The following is a 17727-nucleotide window of genomic DNA, read 5'->3' as shown; positions in this document are numbered from 1 at the left end:
CAATGGTGATCGTGATGTATTGACGTTAGCATATCGAATATCGATACGCAAATAATGTTATTCGATATTTTTGACTCGAATATGATGAAGTCAAACCAGTCACCGATTCCTCAATCGTAGTCCGTCACCGTCGTGGAGAATCTCATGATCCAGTTAGTCAAGCGCATCGCCGGCGCAGCCGTCGCGCTGTTGGTCCTCGCAGCAACGCCGGCCATGGCGGCCGCCGAGCCGGAGTACACGGTCGGCGCGACGGCCACCGGCGTGCCGTTCACCTTCCTCGACGTGAAAAGCAACTCGATCCAGGGTCTGCTGGTCGATGCGATCACCGCAACCGGCAAGGCCGCCGGTTTCGACGTGAAGGTGGAACAGACCACCTTCTCCGCGCTGATCCCGTCGCTCACCACGAAGAAGATCGACGTGATCTCCGCCGCCATGCTGAAGACGCCGGCCCGCGAGCAGGTCGTCGACTTCTCCGACACGGTCTATTCGTACGGCGAAGGTCTGATCGTGCGCGCCGACGACAAGGGCAAGTACACGTCGATGGACGATCTCAAGGGCGAAGTGGTCGGCGCGCAAGTGGGCACCGCCTTCGTCGACGCGCTGAACAAGAAAGGCATCTTCAAGGAAGTGCGCACGTACGATTCGGTCGCCGACATCATGCGCGACGTCGCGCTCGGCCGCATCAAGGCGGGCTTCGGCGACCATCCGATCATCGCGTATCAGTTGCAGAAGAACCCGAACCCGCAGTTGCGGCTCGTCGACGGTTATCAGCCGAGCGTGAAGGGCCAACTGTGCTTCGTGGTGCGCAAGGGCGATAACGCAACGCTGGAGAAGCTGAACGCCGGCATCCGCAAGATCAAGGCAGACGGCACGCTCACGCAGATCATCAAGAAGTGGCAGGTGGAATGACGCGGCTCGCTGCCTGAGGAGATCACGTCATGTTCATCCAGAATGCGCTCGACTTCCTGCCGATCCTGCTGAAAGGCGCGGTCGTCACCGTCGAGATCACCTTCTGCGCGTTCGTTCTCAGCACGCTCCTCGGCCTCGTGCTGGCGCTGATGCGCGTGTCGTCGAACAAGCTGCTCTCGCACGCAGCGGCCACGTTCATCAACGTGATTCGCGGCCTGCCGATCATCGTGCAGCTGTTCTACATCTACTTCGTGCTGCCCGATCTCGGCGTGCAGTTGAGCGCGTTCCAGGCGGGTTTCATCGGGCTGGGCGTTGCCTACTCGGCGTATCAGGCGGAGAACTTCCGCGCCGGCATTCAGGCAATCGACCACGGCCAGATCGAAGCCGCGCAATCCATCGGCATGCGTAACGCGTTGATCATGCGTCGCGTGATTCTGCCGCAAGCGTTTCGAATCGCGCTGCCGCCGTATGGCAACACGCTCGTGATGATGCTGAAGGACTCGTCGCTGGCCTCGACCATCACCGTCGCGGAAATGACGCGCGCCGGCCAGCTGATTGCGTCGTCGACGTTCCAGAACATGACGGTATTCACGCTCGTCGCGCTGCTCTATCTCGCGCTCAGCCTGCCGCTCGTCTACGGCTTGCGGCGCCTCGAGCGCCGTCTCGGTCAGAAGGGAAAGCGATGATCGAAGTTCAATCCATTCACAAGCGCTTCCACGATCAGGAAGTGCTCAAGGGCGTGAGCCTCAACGTCGAAGCCGGCCAGGTTGTCTGTCTGATCGGGCCGTCGGGCTCGGGCAAATCGACGCTCCTGCGTTGCATCAACGGTCTCGAAACCTACGACGCCGGCACGATCACCGTCGAAGGCGCGCGCGTCGACGCCAGGTCGAAGCACATCCATGAGTTGCGCACGCAGGTCGGCATGGTGTTTCAGCGCTTCAATCTGTTTCCACATCGCACGGCACTGGAGAACGTCTGCGAAGGGCCGCTCTATGTGAAACAGGAAGCGGGTGAGGCGGCGCGCGAGAAAGCGCGGCATCTGCTCGACAAGGTCGGCCTCGCGCATCGGATGGACGCGTATCCAGCCGAGCTCTCGGGCGGCCAGCAACAGCGCGTCGCCATCGCGCGTGCACTTGCGATGGAGCCGAAAGCGATTCTGTTTGACGAACCGACTTCCGCGCTCGATCCGGAACTCGTCGGCGAAGTGCTCGGCGTGATGCGGCAACTCGCGAACGACGGCATGACGATGATCGTCGTCACGCACGAGATGGGCTTCGCGCGCGAAGTGGCTGATCGTGTGTGCTTTCTGTACGACGGCACCATTTGCGAGGAAGGCGCGACAGCCGATCTGCTCGAGCGGCCGACTCATCCACGCACGCGCGATTTTCTGCGCCGCATGCTCATGCCCACGTCGAACGGAATCGCGCAATGAAGTCAGTAGAAGCCGGTCAGCCGTTGCCGCCGTCGCTCTGGGCTACCACCGCTGAGGCCACGGTGCGCACGCCGCCGCTCGATGTATCGAAGCGTGTTCAGGTGGCGATTGTGGGCGCGGGTTACACGGGCTTATCCACGGCGCTGCATTTGAGCGAACTCGGTGTGGACGTCTGCGTGATCGATGCGAACGAGCCGGGCTGGGGCGCATCGGGACGCAATGGCGGACAGGTGATCCCGGGTCTCAAGTACGACCCCGACGAACTCTTGCGCCGGTTTGGCCCGGAGGATGGCGACGCGCTCGTCAGGATGACGGGCGGCGCAGCCGACACGGTGTTCGATCTGATCGAGCGCCACAGCATCGCATGCGATGCGACACGCGCCGGCTGGATTCAGCCCACGCATTCGACCAGACTGCTCGATACGCTGCATGCGCGGGCGCGCCAGTGGGAATCGCGTGGCGCGCGCGTCGAGTTACTTGATCGCGCGCAGATTGCGCAGCGGCTCGGCACGGAGGCGTTTGTCGGGGGCTGGGTGGACCGCCGCGCGGGCAGCGTGCAACCGCTCAGCTACGCGCGGGGACTTGCGCGCGCTGCCCTCGCGCGTGGCGTGGCGATTCACGGCGCGACGGTCGCGAGGCGCCTCGAACAATGCGCCGATGGATGGCGCATTCACACGGCTCACGGACCGACCATCGATGCGCGTCAGGTCCTGCTTGCAACCAATGGATACAGCGATTCGCTGTGGCCGGGGATCGCGCAGTCGGTGATCGCGGCGAACAGCTTCATCGTGGCGACGAAGCCGCTCGCCGCGAAGATCAGCGAAAGCATACTGCCCGGGCGTGAAGTGGCGTCCGATTCGCGGCGCTTGCTGCTGTACTTCCGGCGCGACAGCGAAGGCCGCCTGTTGATTGGCGGCCGCGGACCTTTTCGCGAACCACGCGGTGCGGCGGACTGGGCGCACCTCGAACGCGCCGCCAGATTGTTGTACCCGCAACTGTTGGACGTCGAGTACGAGTATCGCTGGGCCGGACGCATCGCCATCACACGGGATTTCCTGCCGCATGTTCATCTGCCCGCACCCGGATTGACGATCGCGTTAGGCTACAACGGCCGCGGGATCGCGATGGCCACGACGCTCGGCAAGCACCTCGCCGCGCATCTGGCAGGCGCGGCGCGTGGACTGCCGTTGCCGCCGACATCGATCCGGCGGATCCCGCTGCACGCGCTTCAGCGCTTTTATATCAGCGCTGGGGTTGCGTGGTATGGATTGCTCGATGCGATGAGTTGAATCCAAAGTGTCTTCTACACGACACCTTGAGCCACCATCGCCAACAGCAACCGCTCTGCGCCGATGCCGAACCCCGCGCCTTCGCGATACGCCCCACCACCGACGATCTGTTGTTGCGCGCCAAGTTCGGTGCAGCGCATCTCGAAGCCCATGCCGTTCAGGTAATAGCTAAGACCGCGTCGCGCCGAACTGTCGATCTCGTAACTCAGTCCGATCGAATCCAGAAAGCCCGTCACGATCTCCTGGCTGCGCAGGTTGGCCCGTTGAGGATCCGGGCAAAGATATTCGAAACCGAGTTGCGAGAATTCGCGGTAACGGCCGGCCTGAGGCCGCTCATACCGATAGCACCGCGCGACATAGAACAGCATGCGCTCCGTCTGCAGTCCCAGTAATTCCTTGCAGCGCTCCTGAAAAAGCGCTGTCGCTTCCGGGATCAGACAGCAAGGTCTGCCTTTCTTGTCCGGGAAAGCCCACATCTGCCCGATGACCTCACTGCCACCGGCTTTCTGGATGAAGGTGTCTTGTCCCCACAGCGCAGGAACGATCGCCTCCTCTGCCCCGGCTTCAATGAAGGTAGCTCCGGAAGCGGTTTTCGAGTGCACGAATCTGTGCGGCTTCAGTTCCGACGATAAAACGGGTTCCACGGATCATGGTCATATCTGGTCTCTTGTGCGTAGAAATAAAAAAAGGCGCCCTGGGGGCGCCTTGGTCGTTGGTGCATGAAACGGGATCAGTAAAGTCCCGATTCCCTGCTATGGACGTAACGAACCACGGCGCAACAGCATGCGGCCGTGATGGTGGTGAGCATTGAACAGTACGTTACGGGATTCCATGGAGGGCATAGTCGCATATCGATTTAATTTTGGGAACACATCGCCGCGCTCCACTCAATGCCGCCACGATCCATGCGCCAACTCGACGTCCCGCTGCGCCGCCGCCAATCCTTCGACGATGCCCGCGCGATCCAGAGGAATGCAATAGACCGGCTTCGCACGCTCGAAGCGCCAACTGTCGGTGAGCGCGCCGGCATCGACTGGATCGAAGCCGAACTGATCGACAAGTTCACGCACGACATGTTTGGCCCGCTCGTCATCGCTCGCGAACGGCAAAGCCCGGCGGTTCGGCGCATCCGCAGGCTTGCCGTCCGTTTCCAGGTCCCTCGCCAGAATCGCGTTGAAGGCTTTGACCACCTTCGCGCCGGGCAACGCGGCGGCCAGCATCTGGCTAGTGGTTGTCGAGCGACTGTCGAGCGCCTCGATGTGGCCGTCGCGGTCGGGATAGTAGTTGCACGTGTCGATCACAATCTTGCCATCGAGTGCCGCAACCGGCAGCGCGCCAATGTTGCTGAAGGGCACGGTCACCACCGCCACATCGCCGAACTTCGCCGCCTCTTCGGCCGTGCCGAGCGCACAGCCAAGCACCGCGGCCGTACTGATCAAGGTCCGCCGATCACGGGAATTGCTGATCATCACTTCGTGACCATGGTTCTTCGCGACGATCGCCATCGCGCGGCCGAGAAAACCGGCGCCGAGAATGCCTATCTTCATGTTTCACACTCCATGTTTATCCGCGGATCGCTCGGCTGAGCGCCCGTCCATCGGTGAGAAGCACTATGATTCAAAACTTCAATCGGATAAACGGGCGTAGTTTGATGGCTGTCGAAACCAGTAGTGGTGAATCATGGATCGTTTGACCAGCATGGCCGTGTTCGTGAAAACGGCCGACAGCGGCTCGTTCGCTGCAGCCGCGCTCGCCTTCGGCATCTCCGCGCAGATGGCCGGCAAGCATGTCAGCACGCTGGAGGAACGCGTCGGCGCGCGTTTGCTCAACCGGACCACACGCCGCCAGAGCCTCACGGAGATCGGCCAGATTTTCTACGAACGCTGCAAGGCGCTGCTGGCGGATGCCGACGCGGCCGAATCGGTCGCGCAGGATCTGTCTGCCTCGCCGCGCGGGCGTTTGCGCATCACGGCGCCGGTGACCTTCGGCGCCTGCTGTCTCGCACCGATGATCACGCGTTACCTGAAGGCCAATCCCGAGGTACGGGTCGAGCTGGCGCTGACGGACCGCTTCGTCGATCTGATCGACGAAGGTTATGAAGCCGCGATCCGTCTCGGCTCGCTGTCGGATTCGTCGTTGATCGCGCGGCAGTTGATGCCGTACCGGCTGGTCGCCTGCGCGTCGCCCGGCTACCTGGCCGAGCGCGGCGAGCCGCAGACGCCGCAAGCGCTGGCGCAGCACGAGTGCCTGAGCTTCGTCTATACGAGCCTGCCGGTTGACACCGCATGGCGTTTCGCCGATGCCCAGGGCGAACACGTGGCGCCGATCTCAGGTCGCTTTCAGGCCAACGACGTGAAAGCGCTGCTGGCCGCGGCCCTCAATGGCGGCGGCGTGATCCTCGCGCCCGAAGTGGCGGTGAAGGACGAACTCGCCGCGGGCCGGCTGGTGCGTCTGCTGAACGGCTATGAAGCGCCCGCGCGACCCATGCATCTGGTGTTTCCGGCGAGCCGCGCCACCCCGAAATTGCGCGCGTTTATCGATCAGGTGGTGGCCGAATTCGGGCCGCACGCCGCGTGAAATGGGCCGCCGCGCACATCCGGAGGACGGCCCCCGCCACCCGCCAATCTCCACCCATTAGCCGCTAGAATTGCCGCCTTTGCCCGCGTCGGGCGCGCGACAAGGCAAAATACTGGTTTTGCGCGCGCAAAACGCGCCGCGAATCCGGATGAATCAGACCTCGGCGGCAGGCTTGCCGCCGACCCTCGCCATGACGCATGACGACGGCCCAGCACGCCAATCAGGCACATCGGGCCCGTCGCGTGCGGCGCAGCCAGGACAGCTCGTCCTTTAACAGAGCCCCTCAGGAGCATTCATGACCGATTCGAACCCGTCTTTCCTCGGCAGGATTTCACTTGCCGTCAGTACGTTTTTTAGCATCCTCGGCGATGGTGAATTCGCCGCCGGCGTGCTGCGTCTGCGTAACGGTGGCGCCGCTGCCGCGAGCCCTGCACCTGCCCCCACGCCCGCTCCCGCCGCGGCTCCGGCCCCCGCCCCGCAACCGGCGCCCACGCTGAAAGAAGCGAGCCCGGACGCTGCCCTCCAACTGCTCGGCCTGCTGCAACGCGACGCGCGCTTCATCGATTTCGTCGAAGAAGACATCAAGGCCTATAGCGACGCCGACATCGGCGCCGCCGCCCGCCTCGTGCACGACGGCTGCCGCACGACGCTGCGCGAGCATTTCACGATCCGTCCGGTACGCGACGAGGCCGAAGGCAGCCGCGTGACGCTGGCCGAAGGTTTCGACGCCACCTCGATTCGCCTGACCGGCAATGTGGTCGGCAAGGCGCCGTTTAACGGCAGCATCAGCCACCGCGGCTGGCGCGTCGACGACGTGCGTCTGCCGAAGCTGACCGACAGCCACAACGCCAAAGTCATCGCACCGGCCGAGGTGGAGCTATGAGCGACGCACGCTTCTCAATCGGTATCGATCTGGGCACCACGCACTGCGCACTGTCCTACGTGGACACCACGGCCAGCGATGGTGAAAAGACCACTCAAGGCGTGCTGCCGGTCGCACAACTTACCGGACCCGGCGCGATCGATAATCTCGATCTGCTGCCCTCGTTCCTCTACCTGCCGCATCCGGACGAACTCGCCTCGGGCGACCTGTACCTGCCGTGGACCGGCCAGCGCGAATTCGCGGTCGGCGAGTTCGCTCGCAGTCGCGGCGCGGCCACACCGATCCGGCTCGTGTCGAGCGCCAAGAGCTGGCTGTGTCATCCGGGCGTCGATCGTCGCGCGGCGATTCTGCCGAACGACGCGCCGCCCGAAGTCGCGCGCGTGTCGCCGCTCGAAAGCTCGGTGCGCTACCTGACGCATCTCCGCGAAGCATGGGACCACGCGCATCCGGACGCGCCGTTCAGCCAGCAGGACATTACGGTGACGATTCCCGCGTCGTTCGATCCGGCCGCGCGCGAGTTGACCGCCGAAGCAGCGGAAGCCGCCGGCTATGGACGCATGACACTGCTCGAAGAACCGCAAGCCGCGCTGTATAGCTGGATTCAAAAAAGCGGCGGCCAGTGGCGCAAGCAGGTCAAGGTCGGCGACATCATTCTCGTGGTCGACGTGGGCGGCGGTACGACCGACCTCTCGCTGATCGCGGTGATCGAGCGTGAAGGCAATCTCGAACTGCATCGCGTCGCGGTCGGCGAACACATTCTGCTCGGCGGCGACAACATGGACCTCGCGCTTGCCCACGTGGTCGCGCGCAAACTTGCCGCGCAGGGTACCCAGGCCGACGCGTGGCAACTGCGCGCCCTCACCTATGCGTGCCGCTCGGCGAAGGAAACGCTGCTCAGCGATCCGTCGACGGATACCGTGCCGCTCGTCGTGCCGAGCCGCGGTTCGAAGCTGATCGGCGGTTCGATCCGCACCGAACTCACGCGTGCGGAGTTGACCCAGACGATCCTCGAAGGCTTCTTCCCGCAGGTGGATAGCGCGGCGCGTCCAGTGAGCCGCGCGCGTGCCGGTCTGACGCAACTCGGCCTGCCGTATGCGCAGGATGCGGGCATCACGCGGCATCTGGCGGCCTTCCTTGGCCGGCAGGTGGGCGCGCTGGCCGAACTCGAAGGCTTGCGCGATATCGCCACGACGGAAGGCGCGACTTTTCTGCACCCCACTGCGGTGCTCTTCAACGGCGGTGTGTTCAAGTCGCCGCTGCTGGTCGAGCGGATCATGGGCACGCTCAATGGCTGGCTCGGTGCCGAAGGTGCGCCGCAAGCACGCCTGCTCGAAGGCGCGGATCTCGATCTCGCCGTCGCGCGCGGCGCGGCTTATTACGGTTATGTGCGACGCGGCCAGGGCGTGCGTATTCGTGGCGGCACCGCACGCGCGTACTACATCGCGATCGAATCGGCGATGCCCGCCGTCCCCGGTCTCGAGCCGCCGGTGCAGGCGCTGTGCGTCGCGCCGTTCGGCATGGAGGAAGGCACGGACGCCGAATTGCCGGCGCAGGAATTCGGGCTGGTCGTGGGCGAGCCGGTGCACTTCCGTTTCTTCGGATCGTCGGTGCGTCGTCAGGATCAGGTCGGCACGCTGCTCGACTTCTGGGGTCCCGAGGAGTTGCAGGAACTGGAGGAAATCCAGGCGACGTTGCCGTCCGCCGGCCGCACTGCCGGTGAAGTCGTGCCGGTGAAACTGCATGCGCGCGTGACGGAAGCCGGCACGCTCGAACTCGAAGCCGTGCCGCGCGGCACCGACGAACGTTGGAAGGTCGAGTTCGACGTGCGCGGCAACGCCAATGCATGACTGAAGTGAAGCAGAAGCGCTACAGCGTCGGCATCGATCTCGGCACCAGCAACACGGTGCTGGCGTATGCCGCGGTGGGCTCGCAGGAAATTCGCGTCTTCGAGATCGATCAGTTGGTGAGTCTCGGCGAAGTCGCGGCGCGGCCGTTGCTGCCTTCAGTGAGGTATCACGCGGCGCCGGGTGAGCTGAGCGCGGGCGATTTGCAGTTGCCGTGGCGCACGCCTGACAACGCGGTCGATCGTGCTGGCGAAAGTCAGCAGGATCCACCCGTAGTAATCGGCAGGCTCGCGCGTGCGCTCGGCGGCCAGGTTCCTGGGCGCCTGGTGGCGAGTGCGAAAAGCTGGCTGTCGCACGCGTCGGTGGACCGGGTCGCGCCGATCCTGCCGTGGGGCGCCGCGGACGATGTCCGCAAGGTCTCACCGGTCGAAGCCAGCGCGAGCTATCTGGCGCACGTGCGGGCGGCCTGGAATCAACGCTTTCCCGACGCGCCACTCGAAGCGCAGGACGTCGTGCTGACGGTGCCCGCTTCTTTCGACGAAGGCGCGCGAGCGCTGACGGTGGAAGCAGCGCGTATGGCGGGCCTGCCCACATTAAGGCTGCTCGAAGAGCCGCAGGCCGCGTTCTACGACTGGCTGTTTCATCATCGCGACAGCCTTGCGACCGAACTGTCGGACACGCGACTCGTGCTGATCTGCGACGTGGGCGGCGGCACCACCGACCTCACGCTGATCGAAGTCCGCATGCGTGACGGCGAGCCGGAGCTGACGCGGATCGGCGTGGGCAACCATCTGATGCTCGGCGGCGACAACATGGATCTCGCACTCGCGCATCGCGTCGAGGCACGTTTGCCTCAAGCGGGCAACGAGCGCACGCGTCTGTCGGCGGCGAGCTTGTCGCAACTGGTTGAGCGGTGCCGTGGCGCGAAAGAGCAACTACTCGGCCCGGACGCGCCGGAGTCAGCTTCGATCACACTGCTCGGCGCGGGCTCGAAACTGATCGGCGGCGCACGCACGGCGCAGGTCACGCGCGAGGAAGTCGAGCAGATCATCGTCGACGGCTTCTTTCCGGCGGTGGCATCGAACGAACGGCCCGGCAGGCCGCGCGGCGCGATCGTCGAGTTCGGCCTGCCCTATGCCACCGACGCAGCGGTCACGCGTCATATCGCGGCGTTTCTGAACCGCTTCGCGGCGCAGTCGCTTAGGGCGTTAGGTTCCGCTCCTGATTCCGCCGCGCCTTCTTCCGATGCGGGCGAAGCTCAGGACGAGCCTTTGCCGGTGCCCGACACGCTGTTACTGAACGGCGGCGTATTCCGCGCTGAAGCGCTGGCGCAACGTCTGTCCAGCACTTTGGGCACGTGGCGCGGCGAAGCGCTCAACGTTCTGCACAACGACAATCCCGACGTCGCCGTGGCGCGCGGCGCGGTCGCTTATGCCCTCGCGCGCGCGGGCCAGGCGCCGAAAATCGGTGGCGGCTCGGCGCGCAGTTACTTCCTCGTGCTGGACGAAACCGGCGATGGCGCACGCGACGCCGAACCCACGCAACGCGGTATCTGTCTGCTGCCGCGCGGCACCGAAGAAGGTCACGAAATCCGGATCGAAGACCGTACATTCGCGCTGCGCCTCGGCCACCCTGTGCGCTTTCACCTAGCCTCTTCAAGCGCGGATACGATCTATCAACCTGGCGAGATGGCCGACCTCGCACAAGGCGATTTCGTTCGGTTGCCACCCATTGCAACGATCGTGCAACCGCGCGGCGCAAGCACGGCGCGCGGCGAAACCGCGGTACAGATCGCAACCTCGCTGACCGAAGTCGGCACGCTGGAAGTGCACTGCATCGAGCTCGACAATCCGGCGCAGCGCTGGCTGCTCGAATTCCAGTTGCGCCGCGAAGACGCCCAGGTGAACCTGGCGCCGGACCCGGCACAAGCCCGGCACCCCGCGCTCGACCAGGCAATCGACCATATCGACCGCTGCTTCGGCACGCGCGCGCAAAACGTCGACCCGAAAGAAATCAAACGCCTGCGCTCGCAACTCGAACAGCTGCTCGGCCCGCGCGATGGGTGGAACAGCGCGCTGCTGCGCGAACTGTTCGGCGCGCTATGGGAACGCGCGCGCCGTCGGCGGCGCTCGGCGGATCACGAACGCTCGTGGCTGAATCTTGCTGGCTATTGCGTGCGGCCTGGCTTCGGCTATCCGCTCGACGAATGGCGCGTGGAGCAACTCTGGTCGCTCTTCGACGACGGCATCCAGTACGTCAACGAAGGCCAGGTCTGGTCGGAATGGTGGACGCTATGGCGCCGCGCGGCGGGCGGCCTCGACGAAAGCGCGCAACTGCGCGTGCTCGACGCGATGGCCTATCTGCAAACGGCCGCGCAATCGCGTCACAAGCTGCCCTTCGACGTGTCGAAAACCGGCTTCACCGACATGGTCCGGCTGAGCGCGTCGCTCGAACGCATTCCGGTCGAACGCAAGATCGAGCTCGGCGAGTCCGTGCTCACGCGCTTGAAGAAGCCTGCGGAGAATCATCAAAGTTGGTGGGCGGTCGGACGCATCGGTGCGCGGCGGCCGTTCTATGGCAGCGCGCATAGCGTCGTGCCGCCGGACGTCGCGGCGCTTTGGCTGAACACGATCCTCGCGCTCGACTGGAAGAAGGTCGAACCCGCAGCGTTCGCCGCCGTGCAGATTGCCCGCATGACCGGTGACCGCTCGCGCGACCTGCCCGAAGACGTGCGCCAGGCCGTGGTGCGCAAACTCGAAGCAGCCAATGCGCCGCGCGCGTGGATCACGATGGTCGGCGAGACCGTGGAACTCGATGACGCCGACGAAGGCCGTGTGTTCGGCGAATCGCTGCCTGCGGGGTTGAAGCTGATAACGGCAGCGCTGTAGCGACGCAGCCTACCCTAGGCCATCGTCACCAGATTCCTGCCTTCGTGTTTCGAGCGGTACAGCGCCCGGTCCGCGCTCGCGAAGCCCTCGCGATGCGCCAGCCGCGATCCCTCGGTCATACGCGTCAGCGAGGCGCCGACGCTCACCGTCACCATGCCGAGCGGTGAGGCGCGATGTTCGATCGCCAGATCTTCGACACCCTGCCGTAGCGCTTCGAGCGTGCGTTCAAGCGTCACCGGCTCTGCTCGCAGCACCAGCAGGCCGAACTCCTCGCCCCCCATGCGCCCGGCGATGATGCGCTCACCGTCGGACGCCGCCTGCATCACCGAAGCCACCTTGCGCAAACAATGGTCGCCCGCCTGGTGGCCGTAGGTGTCGTTGTACTGCTTGAACCAGTCGACGTCGACCACCACCGAGCCCATCACGTCGCCCTCGCGTGCGTCTTTCCATTTGCGCGCGATGCTTTCCAGCAGGAAGCGGCGGTTGTACAACTGGGTGAGCGGATCGATCGCGGTGGCCGTGCGCATTTTCAGATCATTTTCGATCATCGCGCGCAGGTGGTAAAACACGCCACGTTGCGACGCATCGAGGCGGCCGGGCGCCGGGTCCATCGCGCAGAGCGCGCCGACGATCTCGCCGTTCGGCGCGCGCAGTGCAATCGCCGCGTAAAAGCGCACGAAGGGATGGCGTTGCACCAGCATGCATTCGCCGAAACGGGTGTCGTCGTGGGCATCCTCGATGACGAACAGGTCCGCGTCGCGCACTGCATAGTCGGCCAGCGAGCGCGCGCGGGTCACGAGCGGCATCGCCATGCCGATTTCGGCCCGGTAGTGCTGATGCTCCTCGTCGAGCAGCGTGATCGCGGTGATCGCCGCGCCGGTCACGCTCTTCAGAATTTCCGCCGCGTGCGTGAAGCACTCGCGCATCACCTGATCGTCGTGCAACAACCATTCGATGACCGACGATTCCACCTCGGGTTCGCCGACGGCGGACGAATCAACCAACATCCTGCTGGACAGACGGTCGTTACTGTAAGCGAGTTGCACGGCTGGGTTCCCGGAAGTGACTAGCTCGTGTCAACGGCATCTGCATCTGAAACTTGAGCGGCGGGCAGCGGGTTCATTCAACAGATGATTGCAACCCGTCCTGGCTTAATCCCGATCCTCTGGGCGATGCAGGTCATCGGTTGGCGCTCCACGAACGATCTGAATGGGGAATTGTTCTGTTAGAACGAATCGAGCATATCTTCGGCAGGGGCGCAGACAAAATAAATCTTGTGTGCGTGCTAACCGCCTGCCCTGCTCTCACACAGCAGCGTAGACCCTGGCCATCGTCGTAAATCCTTCGAAGCGTTTGATCCGCATACTCCAGCGTCTGAGCGCGGGATAGTCAACTCAACTGTACGATGGATAAACAGCAATCTGAGATACCGGGAGATTTAAAATTACGGCACCTCTTTTATGTTGAGAAGCTCCGATATGTCAGTCTTTGCCGGACGGCTTCGCCTGCTGCGCTCTGCGAGAAAGATCACTCAGGTGCGCCTCGCTGAATTGCTTGAGATCAACCCTCGCGTCTATAACCGCTGGGAACGAGGCATCGCAACGCCGCAGCTCGATACCGTCGTGCGCATCGCCGATATTCTTCAGGTCACGCTTGACGAACTCGCCGGACGTGCACCCATGTCGGCCGAACCCAGAATTCACAATCAAAAGTTATTGAATCTGTACCAACAGGTTGACAGCCTGCCCGATGCCGAACAGCAGGCGCTGATTCTGGTGATCGACAGCTTCGTCCGGAAGGCGCAGGTTCAGAAAGTTGTTAACCGCCGCCGATGGACGGCTAATGCAGGAGATGTATTGCCGTAAACGAAGCGCGGGCCATGAGTGCTACCAACACTCACGGCCCGCTGACCACAACCAACTCAGAACAGGAGTTGATCATGGCTACTGCCAATCTTAAACCACGCCGCACCGGCGCCGAACCACCAACGAACATTTCTGCAACACTTGAACGGGCACCTGCCACAGACAGCCCTCAGCAACAGGCCAGGCGCATCGCCTTTCCGTGGATGCTTGTCACTGATGCGTTGCTCGAACGCATCGGCTTCCGCCCCGGACAGCAGGTCATGCTCAGCGTCGACCACCGGTACGGCAAGATCACCATTTCTCTCGATCACGACTATACGATCGCAGGAAGATCCATGACGCAGAAGCAGATCAGACAGCGCAGCGGCCTTCGTATCGACTGAGCCGGTCCACCCCAAATACGCGTGGTGTCTCGAATCGCAGTTGTGCTATTCGGCCAGGCAGGTCCCTCAAGGCCTGCCGACCGACAAGGGCGCGGTCACCAGCGTTGCAAATGGCTCAAATTGAACGGAGTCAAACCATAAACATCCTCACCATCGACAACCATCGCGCGGTCATCAGCTATGACCCCGACACCGACATGCTGCGCGGCGAATTCCTCGGCCTGAGCGGCAGCGCAGAATTCTACGCCAGCGATATCCCCACCCTCAAGGCCGAGGGCTCCAGGTCCCTGGCGGCTTTCCTTGATGTCTGCAAGGAGAACGGCATTGATCCGCTTCGCCACTTCTCCGGCCGCTTCAATGTGCGCATCAACCCCGAGCTTCATGCCCGCGCGGTCGAAACTGCTGCGGCCGAAGGGATCAGTCTCAACCAACTCATCGAACGGGCTATCAAGCACGAAGTCATGACATAACGTCCGCGCTTCGACAATTTAAGGCCGCTCACCTCGCGCCAACCGCGCATCGATATCACGCACCACGGGCATCAGATCCGCCACGCTATCGATCACATAATGCGCGCCGGCGGCCTGCAACTTCTGGATCGCCACCTTGCGCCGCCATGCAAATTCATCCGGCGCCAGCGCCTTGACATCGTCCTCTGCCATGCCGAAAGCGTTGCCGCTCACGGCAACACCCACCGCCCACGTGCCGCCGTTGATCCCTTCCTCGATACCGACTTCCGTGTCGTCGACCTTGATCGCATCCTTCGCGCGCCACACGCCCAATTCCGGCAACGTCTTGTAGATCATGTACGGCGACGGACGCCCTTCCGGCGTGTCGCCCGTACACACGATACTATCCGGCGAAAACCCCTGGGCCGCCGCACCGGGCACAATCTCGGCCATGATTTCGCGCGTATAGCCGGTGGTCGTACCGATCCTGATGTCGTCGCTGCGCAGCGCGCTCGCCACTTCCGCCACGCCCGGAATCACCGAACTGTAGCTCGCGGCCACCGCGATGTTCTTCGGCACGAAGACGTCGTACACGGCGTCGATGTCCGCTTCGCCCGGCTTGTGGCCGTACTTGTCGGCCCATGCTTGCGACACGCGCGGCAAGGCCATCAGCGCCGCGATATGCGGACGCTTGGCCATGCCCATCGGGCCGCGTGCTTCGTCGATCGTGATCGGCACGCCGAACTGCTCGAACGTCTCGACAAACGCGCCCATCGGGGCCAACGAACCATAATCGACCACCGTGCCGGCCCAGTCGAAAATCACTGCTTTGACGTGTTTCATGTACTTCGATTCTCTGGAGGTTGTAAGGCTCGCGCGACGTGCCGCGCATTTGTATTCCGCATTCAAGCTGCGTTGATCAGGCCGCTTCGGCGAGCGTCTTGCGCTCTTCGAGCGCGGCCGCCGGCGGTGCGGCATGCGCGACGCCCATCGCTTGCAGCGACTGCGCGCAGGCTCGCACCACGCGGTGCATCACACGCTCATCCACCTGGCCGATGCAACCGATGCGGAAGCTGTCCACCACCGTCAGCTTGCCCGGATAGATGATGAAACCCTGCTTCTTCATCAATTCATAGAAGTGCTCGAACTTGAACGACGGATGCGCCGGCGCAAAAAACGTCACGATGATCGGCGAGCGCCAACGCGCGTTCAGCAACGGCTCGAAGCCGAGTTCCTGCATGCCCGCGACCAGCACGTCGCGATTGTTCGCGTAACGCGCGAGACGCCCGGGCTGGCCGCCTTCGAGCTTGTGCAGACGCAATGCTTCGATAAACGCGGCCACGGTATGCGTCGGCGGCGTGAACCGCCATTGCCCCGTGCGGTTCATCACGTCCCACTGGTCGTACACGTCGAGCGAGAGCGAATGGCTGCGGCCCTTGGCCTCCTGCAACGCACTCTTGCGAGCGATCACGAAACCGAAACCCGGCACGCCCTCGATGCATTTGTTCGCCGACGAGACAAACGCCTCGCACGGAATCTGACGCACATCGAGCGGCACCGCGCCGAATGCGCTCATCGAGTCGATCAGCAGCTTGCGGCCTTTTTTGGCGGTGGCAGTGGCGATTTCTTCGATCGGATTGAGAATCCCGGAACTCGTTTCACAATGCACCGCGACCACGTGCGTGATGCGCGGATCGGCGTCCAGCATGCTTTCGACTTCGGCGCCGCGCGGCGGCAGGTAGTCGCCCTTGTCGAGCACCGTGCAGGCGCGGCCGAGATAACCGAGGGTGGTCGCAATGCGCTTGCCGTAGGCGCCGTTAGCCAGTACCAATGCATGGCCGTCGCGCGGAATCAGGCTGCCGAGCATGGCTTCGACGCAATAGCTGCCGCTGCCCTGAAGCGGCACGCAGTCGTACTCGCCGTCGGTGTCGCCGGCAATGTCAAGCAAGCTGCGGCGCAGTTGAGCGGTCATTGCGCGGAAATCGCCGTCCCACGAACCCCAGTCGCGCAGCATCGCTTCCTTGGTCGAGAACGCCGTGGTCAGCGGTCCCGGCGTCAACAGATACGGCTCGCCCTGGGCCGGCGCGGCGCACATCACGGTTGAAGGCAGTGCGGACACTGTCGGGGCGCTGTCGATGACGCTTTCCATGGTCGGAATCTCCGATATCGCTGTTGCGGTCATGACACAGTACAGAAAGGCTGTCCATCGGTAAAATCGATATAATCGATGCAGGTATCGCAAAAACTTATCTATCGGCGAGGCAGACGTGCAATACGCGCAATTGCGGGCCTTTCATGCGGTCGCGGAACACGGCGGGTTTTCCAAAGCGGCGCAGGCGCTGTCGCTCACCCAGCCGGCGGTGTCGGACCACGTGAAACGGCTCGAGCAGGATTACGGTGTCAAATTGTTCGAGCGCGGCCCGCGCGGCGTCGAAACCACTGAACTCGGTCTGCGTCTTTTCACCGTGACGCGGCAGATGCTCAGTTGCGAGCGCGACGCGCGGCAACTGCTCGAATCGGCGGGTGGGCTCGAGTCCGGCTCGCTCTCGCTGGCGGCGGACGCGCCCGATCTGGCCGTCGCGTTGATCGGCGCGTTTCGCAAGCTGCATCCGGGCATCGTCGTAACGCTCTCGATCGCCAATGCCGCGGATTGCATGCAGCGCGTGTTGTCGAGCGCGGTCGACGCCGCCATTACCGCCGCTCCACAGGTGCATAGCCGGCTCGAGTCGCGCGTGCTGCGACGCGATCCGCTGGTGGCCATGGTGCCGGCGAGCTATCCGGTAGCAAAGAAACGCAAGCTGAGTTACGCGGAACTGGTGCAACAGCCGATGATTTTTCGCGAGCGGCAATCGGTTACACAGCAGTTGCTGGAGATCGAACTGGTGCGCGAGTCGTTGCAGGTTGAACCGGTGATGTATGTGGACGGGCGTGAAGCGTTGGAGGAAGCGGTCGCGCAAGGCATGGGGGTGGGTGTGATCGCGCGCGCAGAATTCAAGGAATCGCGGCGAATCAGGATGATTCCGCTCCAGGATTGCCAGGTGCGGATGATCGAATCGCTCACACGGCTTGCTGAAAGGCCGGGGTCGAATCTGCTGGACGCGTTGTTTGCGGTGGAGCTGACAAGCGCCGCTACTGTAGTGGCGCAATGAAACAATAAGCCGCCGGGCAACGATTGCCCGGCGGCGTTTTCATGCGGTCATGGCGCAGC

Annotated in this window: 17 protein-coding genes; 12 read left to right on the top strand and 5 right to left on the bottom strand. The window is 63.4% G+C overall.

Annotated elements, in window-relative coordinates; genetic code table 11:
• The first annotated feature begins 144 nt into the window (after positions 1-144).
• From KHO33_RS33890 to KHO33_RS33875, 4 genes are read left to right on the top strand one after another with little or no spacing between them, the layout of a single operon-like run.
• The gene (locus tag KHO33_RS33890; RefSeq protein ID WP_054041519.1) at positions 145-909 is read left to right on the top strand and encodes a substrate-binding periplasmic protein; all 765 of its coding nucleotides are present in this window, start codon (positions 145-147) and stop codon (positions 907-909) included.
• Positions 910-938: 29 nt separating this feature from the next.
• Entirely contained in the window at positions 939-1595 is a 657-nt protein-coding gene (locus tag KHO33_RS33885) for an amino acid ABC transporter permease (protein ID WP_200567079.1), read from the top strand.
• Positions 1592-2341 (top strand): amino acid ABC transporter ATP-binding protein, encoded by a 750-nt coding sequence (locus tag KHO33_RS33880; protein WP_200567080.1) that lies wholly within the window; start codon positions 1592-1594, stop codon positions 2339-2341. Before KHO33_RS33885 ends, KHO33_RS33880 begins: the two co-directional genes overlap by 4 nt.
• Entirely contained in the window at positions 2338-3630 is a 1293-nt protein-coding gene (locus tag KHO33_RS33875) for an NAD(P)/FAD-dependent oxidoreductase (protein WP_200567081.1), read from the top strand. Before KHO33_RS33880 ends, KHO33_RS33875 begins: the two co-directional genes overlap by 4 nt.
• 14 nt (positions 3631-3644) lie before the next feature.
• Here KHO33_RS33875 and KHO33_RS33870 read toward each other — a convergent pair whose 3' ends face one another.
• Positions 3645-4232, bottom strand: coding sequence for an ATP phosphoribosyltransferase regulatory subunit (locus tag KHO33_RS33870; RefSeq protein WP_236074750.1), 588 nt, complete (start codon positions 4230-4232; stop codon positions 3645-3647).
• Positions 4233-4517: 285 nt separating this feature from the next.
• Positions 4518-5177, bottom strand: coding sequence for an NADPH-dependent F420 reductase (locus KHO33_RS33865; protein ID WP_200567082.1), 660 nt, complete (start codon positions 5175-5177; stop codon positions 4518-4520).
• Positions 5178-5310: 133 nt separating this feature from the next.
• Between KHO33_RS33865 and KHO33_RS33860 the strand changes: the two genes are divergently transcribed.
• The 4 genes from KHO33_RS33860 (at position 5311) to KHO33_RS33845 (ending at position 11822) form a co-directional block, all read left to right on the top strand.
• Complete coding sequence (locus KHO33_RS33860; RefSeq protein WP_200567083.1) at positions 5311-6207, top strand: LysR family transcriptional regulator; 897 nt, start codon at positions 5311-5313, stop codon at positions 6205-6207.
• 295 nt (positions 6208-6502) lie between these two features.
• A complete protein-coding gene (locus tag KHO33_RS33855) occupies positions 6503-7090 on the top strand; it encodes a DUF2760 domain-containing protein (RefSeq protein WP_200567084.1) in 588 nt (195 codons plus the stop codon).
• Positions 7087-8937, top strand: coding sequence for an Hsp70 family protein (locus KHO33_RS33850; protein ID WP_093642727.1), 1851 nt, complete (start codon positions 7087-7089; stop codon positions 8935-8937). Before KHO33_RS33855 ends, KHO33_RS33850 begins: the two co-directional genes overlap by 4 nt.
• Positions 8934-11822 carry an Hsp70 family protein gene (locus tag KHO33_RS33845; RefSeq protein WP_200567085.1) on the top strand — a complete coding sequence of 963 codons (2889 nt, stop codon included), beginning with the start codon at positions 8934-8936 and terminating at the stop codon, positions 11820-11822. The genes KHO33_RS33850 and KHO33_RS33845 overlap by 4 nt, the downstream gene beginning before the upstream one ends.
• A 14-nt stretch (positions 11823-11836) precedes the next feature.
• Here the strand turns inward: KHO33_RS33845 and KHO33_RS33840 are convergent, their stop codons facing one another.
• Positions 11837-12868 (bottom strand): diguanylate cyclase, encoded by a 1032-nt coding sequence (locus KHO33_RS33840; RefSeq protein ID WP_236074749.1) that lies wholly within the window; start codon positions 12866-12868, stop codon positions 11837-11839.
• A gap of 432 nt (positions 12869-13300) precedes the next feature.
• Here KHO33_RS33840 and KHO33_RS33835 point away from each other — a divergent pair, with 432 nt between their 5' ends.
• The 3 genes from KHO33_RS33835 (at position 13301) to KHO33_RS33825 (ending at position 14540) form a co-directional block, all read left to right on the top strand.
• Entirely contained in the window at positions 13301-13687 is a 387-nt protein-coding gene (locus KHO33_RS33835) for a helix-turn-helix domain-containing protein (RefSeq protein WP_200567086.1), read from the top strand.
• 74 nt (positions 13688-13761) lie between these two features.
• A complete protein-coding gene (locus tag KHO33_RS33830; protein ID WP_200567087.1) occupies positions 13762-14070 on the top strand; it encodes a hypothetical protein in 309 nt (102 codons plus the stop codon).
• A gap of 110 nt (positions 14071-14180) precedes the next feature.
• Positions 14181-14540 carry a type II toxin-antitoxin system HicB family antitoxin gene (locus KHO33_RS33825; protein WP_200567088.1) on the top strand — a complete coding sequence of 120 codons (360 nt, stop codon included), beginning with the start codon at positions 14181-14183 and terminating at the stop codon, positions 14538-14540.
• A gap of 18 nt (positions 14541-14558) precedes the next feature.
• Here KHO33_RS33825 and phnX read toward each other — a convergent pair whose 3' ends face one another.
• Both phnX and KHO33_RS33815 read right to left on the bottom strand, forming a co-directional pair.
• Positions 14559-15362: a phosphonoacetaldehyde hydrolase gene (gene phnX, locus KHO33_RS33820; RefSeq protein WP_200567089.1), complete on the bottom strand. Its 804-nt coding sequence runs from the start codon at positions 15360-15362 to the stop codon at positions 14559-14561.
• Positions 15363-15438: 76 nt separating this feature from the next.
• The gene (locus KHO33_RS33815; RefSeq protein ID WP_200567090.1) at positions 15439-16668 is read right to left on the bottom strand and encodes a 2-aminoethylphosphonate--pyruvate transaminase; all 1230 of its coding nucleotides are present in this window, start codon (positions 16666-16668) and stop codon (positions 15439-15441) included.
• A gap of 118 nt (positions 16669-16786) precedes the next feature.
• Here KHO33_RS33815 and KHO33_RS33810 point away from each other — a divergent pair, with 118 nt between their 5' ends.
• The gene (locus KHO33_RS33810) at positions 16787-17668 is read left to right on the top strand and encodes a LysR substrate-binding domain-containing protein (protein WP_200567091.1); all 882 of its coding nucleotides are present in this window, start codon (positions 16787-16789) and stop codon (positions 17666-17668) included.
• Positions 17669-17727: the final 59 nt, after the last annotated feature.

This window comes from Paraburkholderia nemoris (assembly GCF_905221015.1).
Classification (GTDB): domain Bacteria; phylum Pseudomonadota; class Gammaproteobacteria; order Burkholderiales; family Burkholderiaceae; genus Paraburkholderia; species Paraburkholderia nemoris.
Note: the sequence above shows the minus strand (reverse complement) of the source record. Positions and strands in the feature narration are given on the sequence as shown.

What these genes read in the sequence shown, in the direction of transcription:
- KHO33_RS33890 (WP_054041519.1), top strand. Translation starts at nt 145, where the DNA reads ATGATCCAGTTAGTCAAGCGCATCGCCGGCGCAGCCGTCGCGCTGTTG.
- KHO33_RS33885 (WP_200567079.1), top strand. Translation starts at nt 939, where the DNA reads ATGTTCATCCAGAATGCGCTCGACTTCCTGCCGATCCTGCTGAAAGGC.
- KHO33_RS33880 (WP_200567080.1), top strand. Translation starts at nt 1,592, where the DNA reads ATGATCGAAGTTCAATCCATTCACAAGCGCTTCCACGATCAGGAAGTG.
- KHO33_RS33875 (WP_200567081.1), top strand. Translation starts at nt 2,338, where the DNA reads ATGAAGTCAGTAGAAGCCGGTCAGCCGTTGCCGCCGTCGCTCTGGGCT.
- KHO33_RS33865 (WP_200567082.1), bottom strand. Translation starts at nt 5,177, where the DNA reads ATGAAGATAGGCATTCTCGGCGCCGGTTTTCTCGGCCGCGCGATGGCG.
- KHO33_RS33860 (WP_200567083.1), top strand. Translation starts at nt 5,311, where the DNA reads ATGGATCGTTTGACCAGCATGGCCGTGTTCGTGAAAACGGCCGACAGC.
- KHO33_RS33855 (WP_200567084.1), top strand. Translation starts at nt 6,503, where the DNA reads ATGACCGATTCGAACCCGTCTTTCCTCGGCAGGATTTCACTTGCCGTC.
- KHO33_RS33850 (WP_093642727.1), top strand. Translation starts at nt 7,087, where the DNA reads ATGAGCGACGCACGCTTCTCAATCGGTATCGATCTGGGCACCACGCAC.
- KHO33_RS33845 (WP_200567085.1), top strand. Translation starts at nt 8,934, where the DNA reads ATGACTGAAGTGAAGCAGAAGCGCTACAGCGTCGGCATCGATCTCGGC.
- KHO33_RS33835 (WP_200567086.1), top strand. Translation starts at nt 13,301, where the DNA reads ATGTCAGTCTTTGCCGGACGGCTTCGCCTGCTGCGCTCTGCGAGAAAG.
- KHO33_RS33830 (WP_200567087.1), top strand. Translation starts at nt 13,762, where the DNA reads ATGGCTACTGCCAATCTTAAACCACGCCGCACCGGCGCCGAACCACCA.
- KHO33_RS33825 (WP_200567088.1), top strand. Translation starts at nt 14,181, where the DNA reads ATGGCTCAAATTGAACGGAGTCAAACCATAAACATCCTCACCATCGAC.
- phnX (WP_200567089.1), bottom strand. Translation starts at nt 15,362, where the DNA reads ATGAAACACGTCAAAGCAGTGATTTTCGACTGGGCCGGCACGGTGGTC.
- KHO33_RS33815 (WP_200567090.1), bottom strand. Translation starts at nt 16,668, where the DNA reads ATGGAAAGCGTCATCGACAGCGCCCCGACAGTGTCCGCACTGCCTTCA.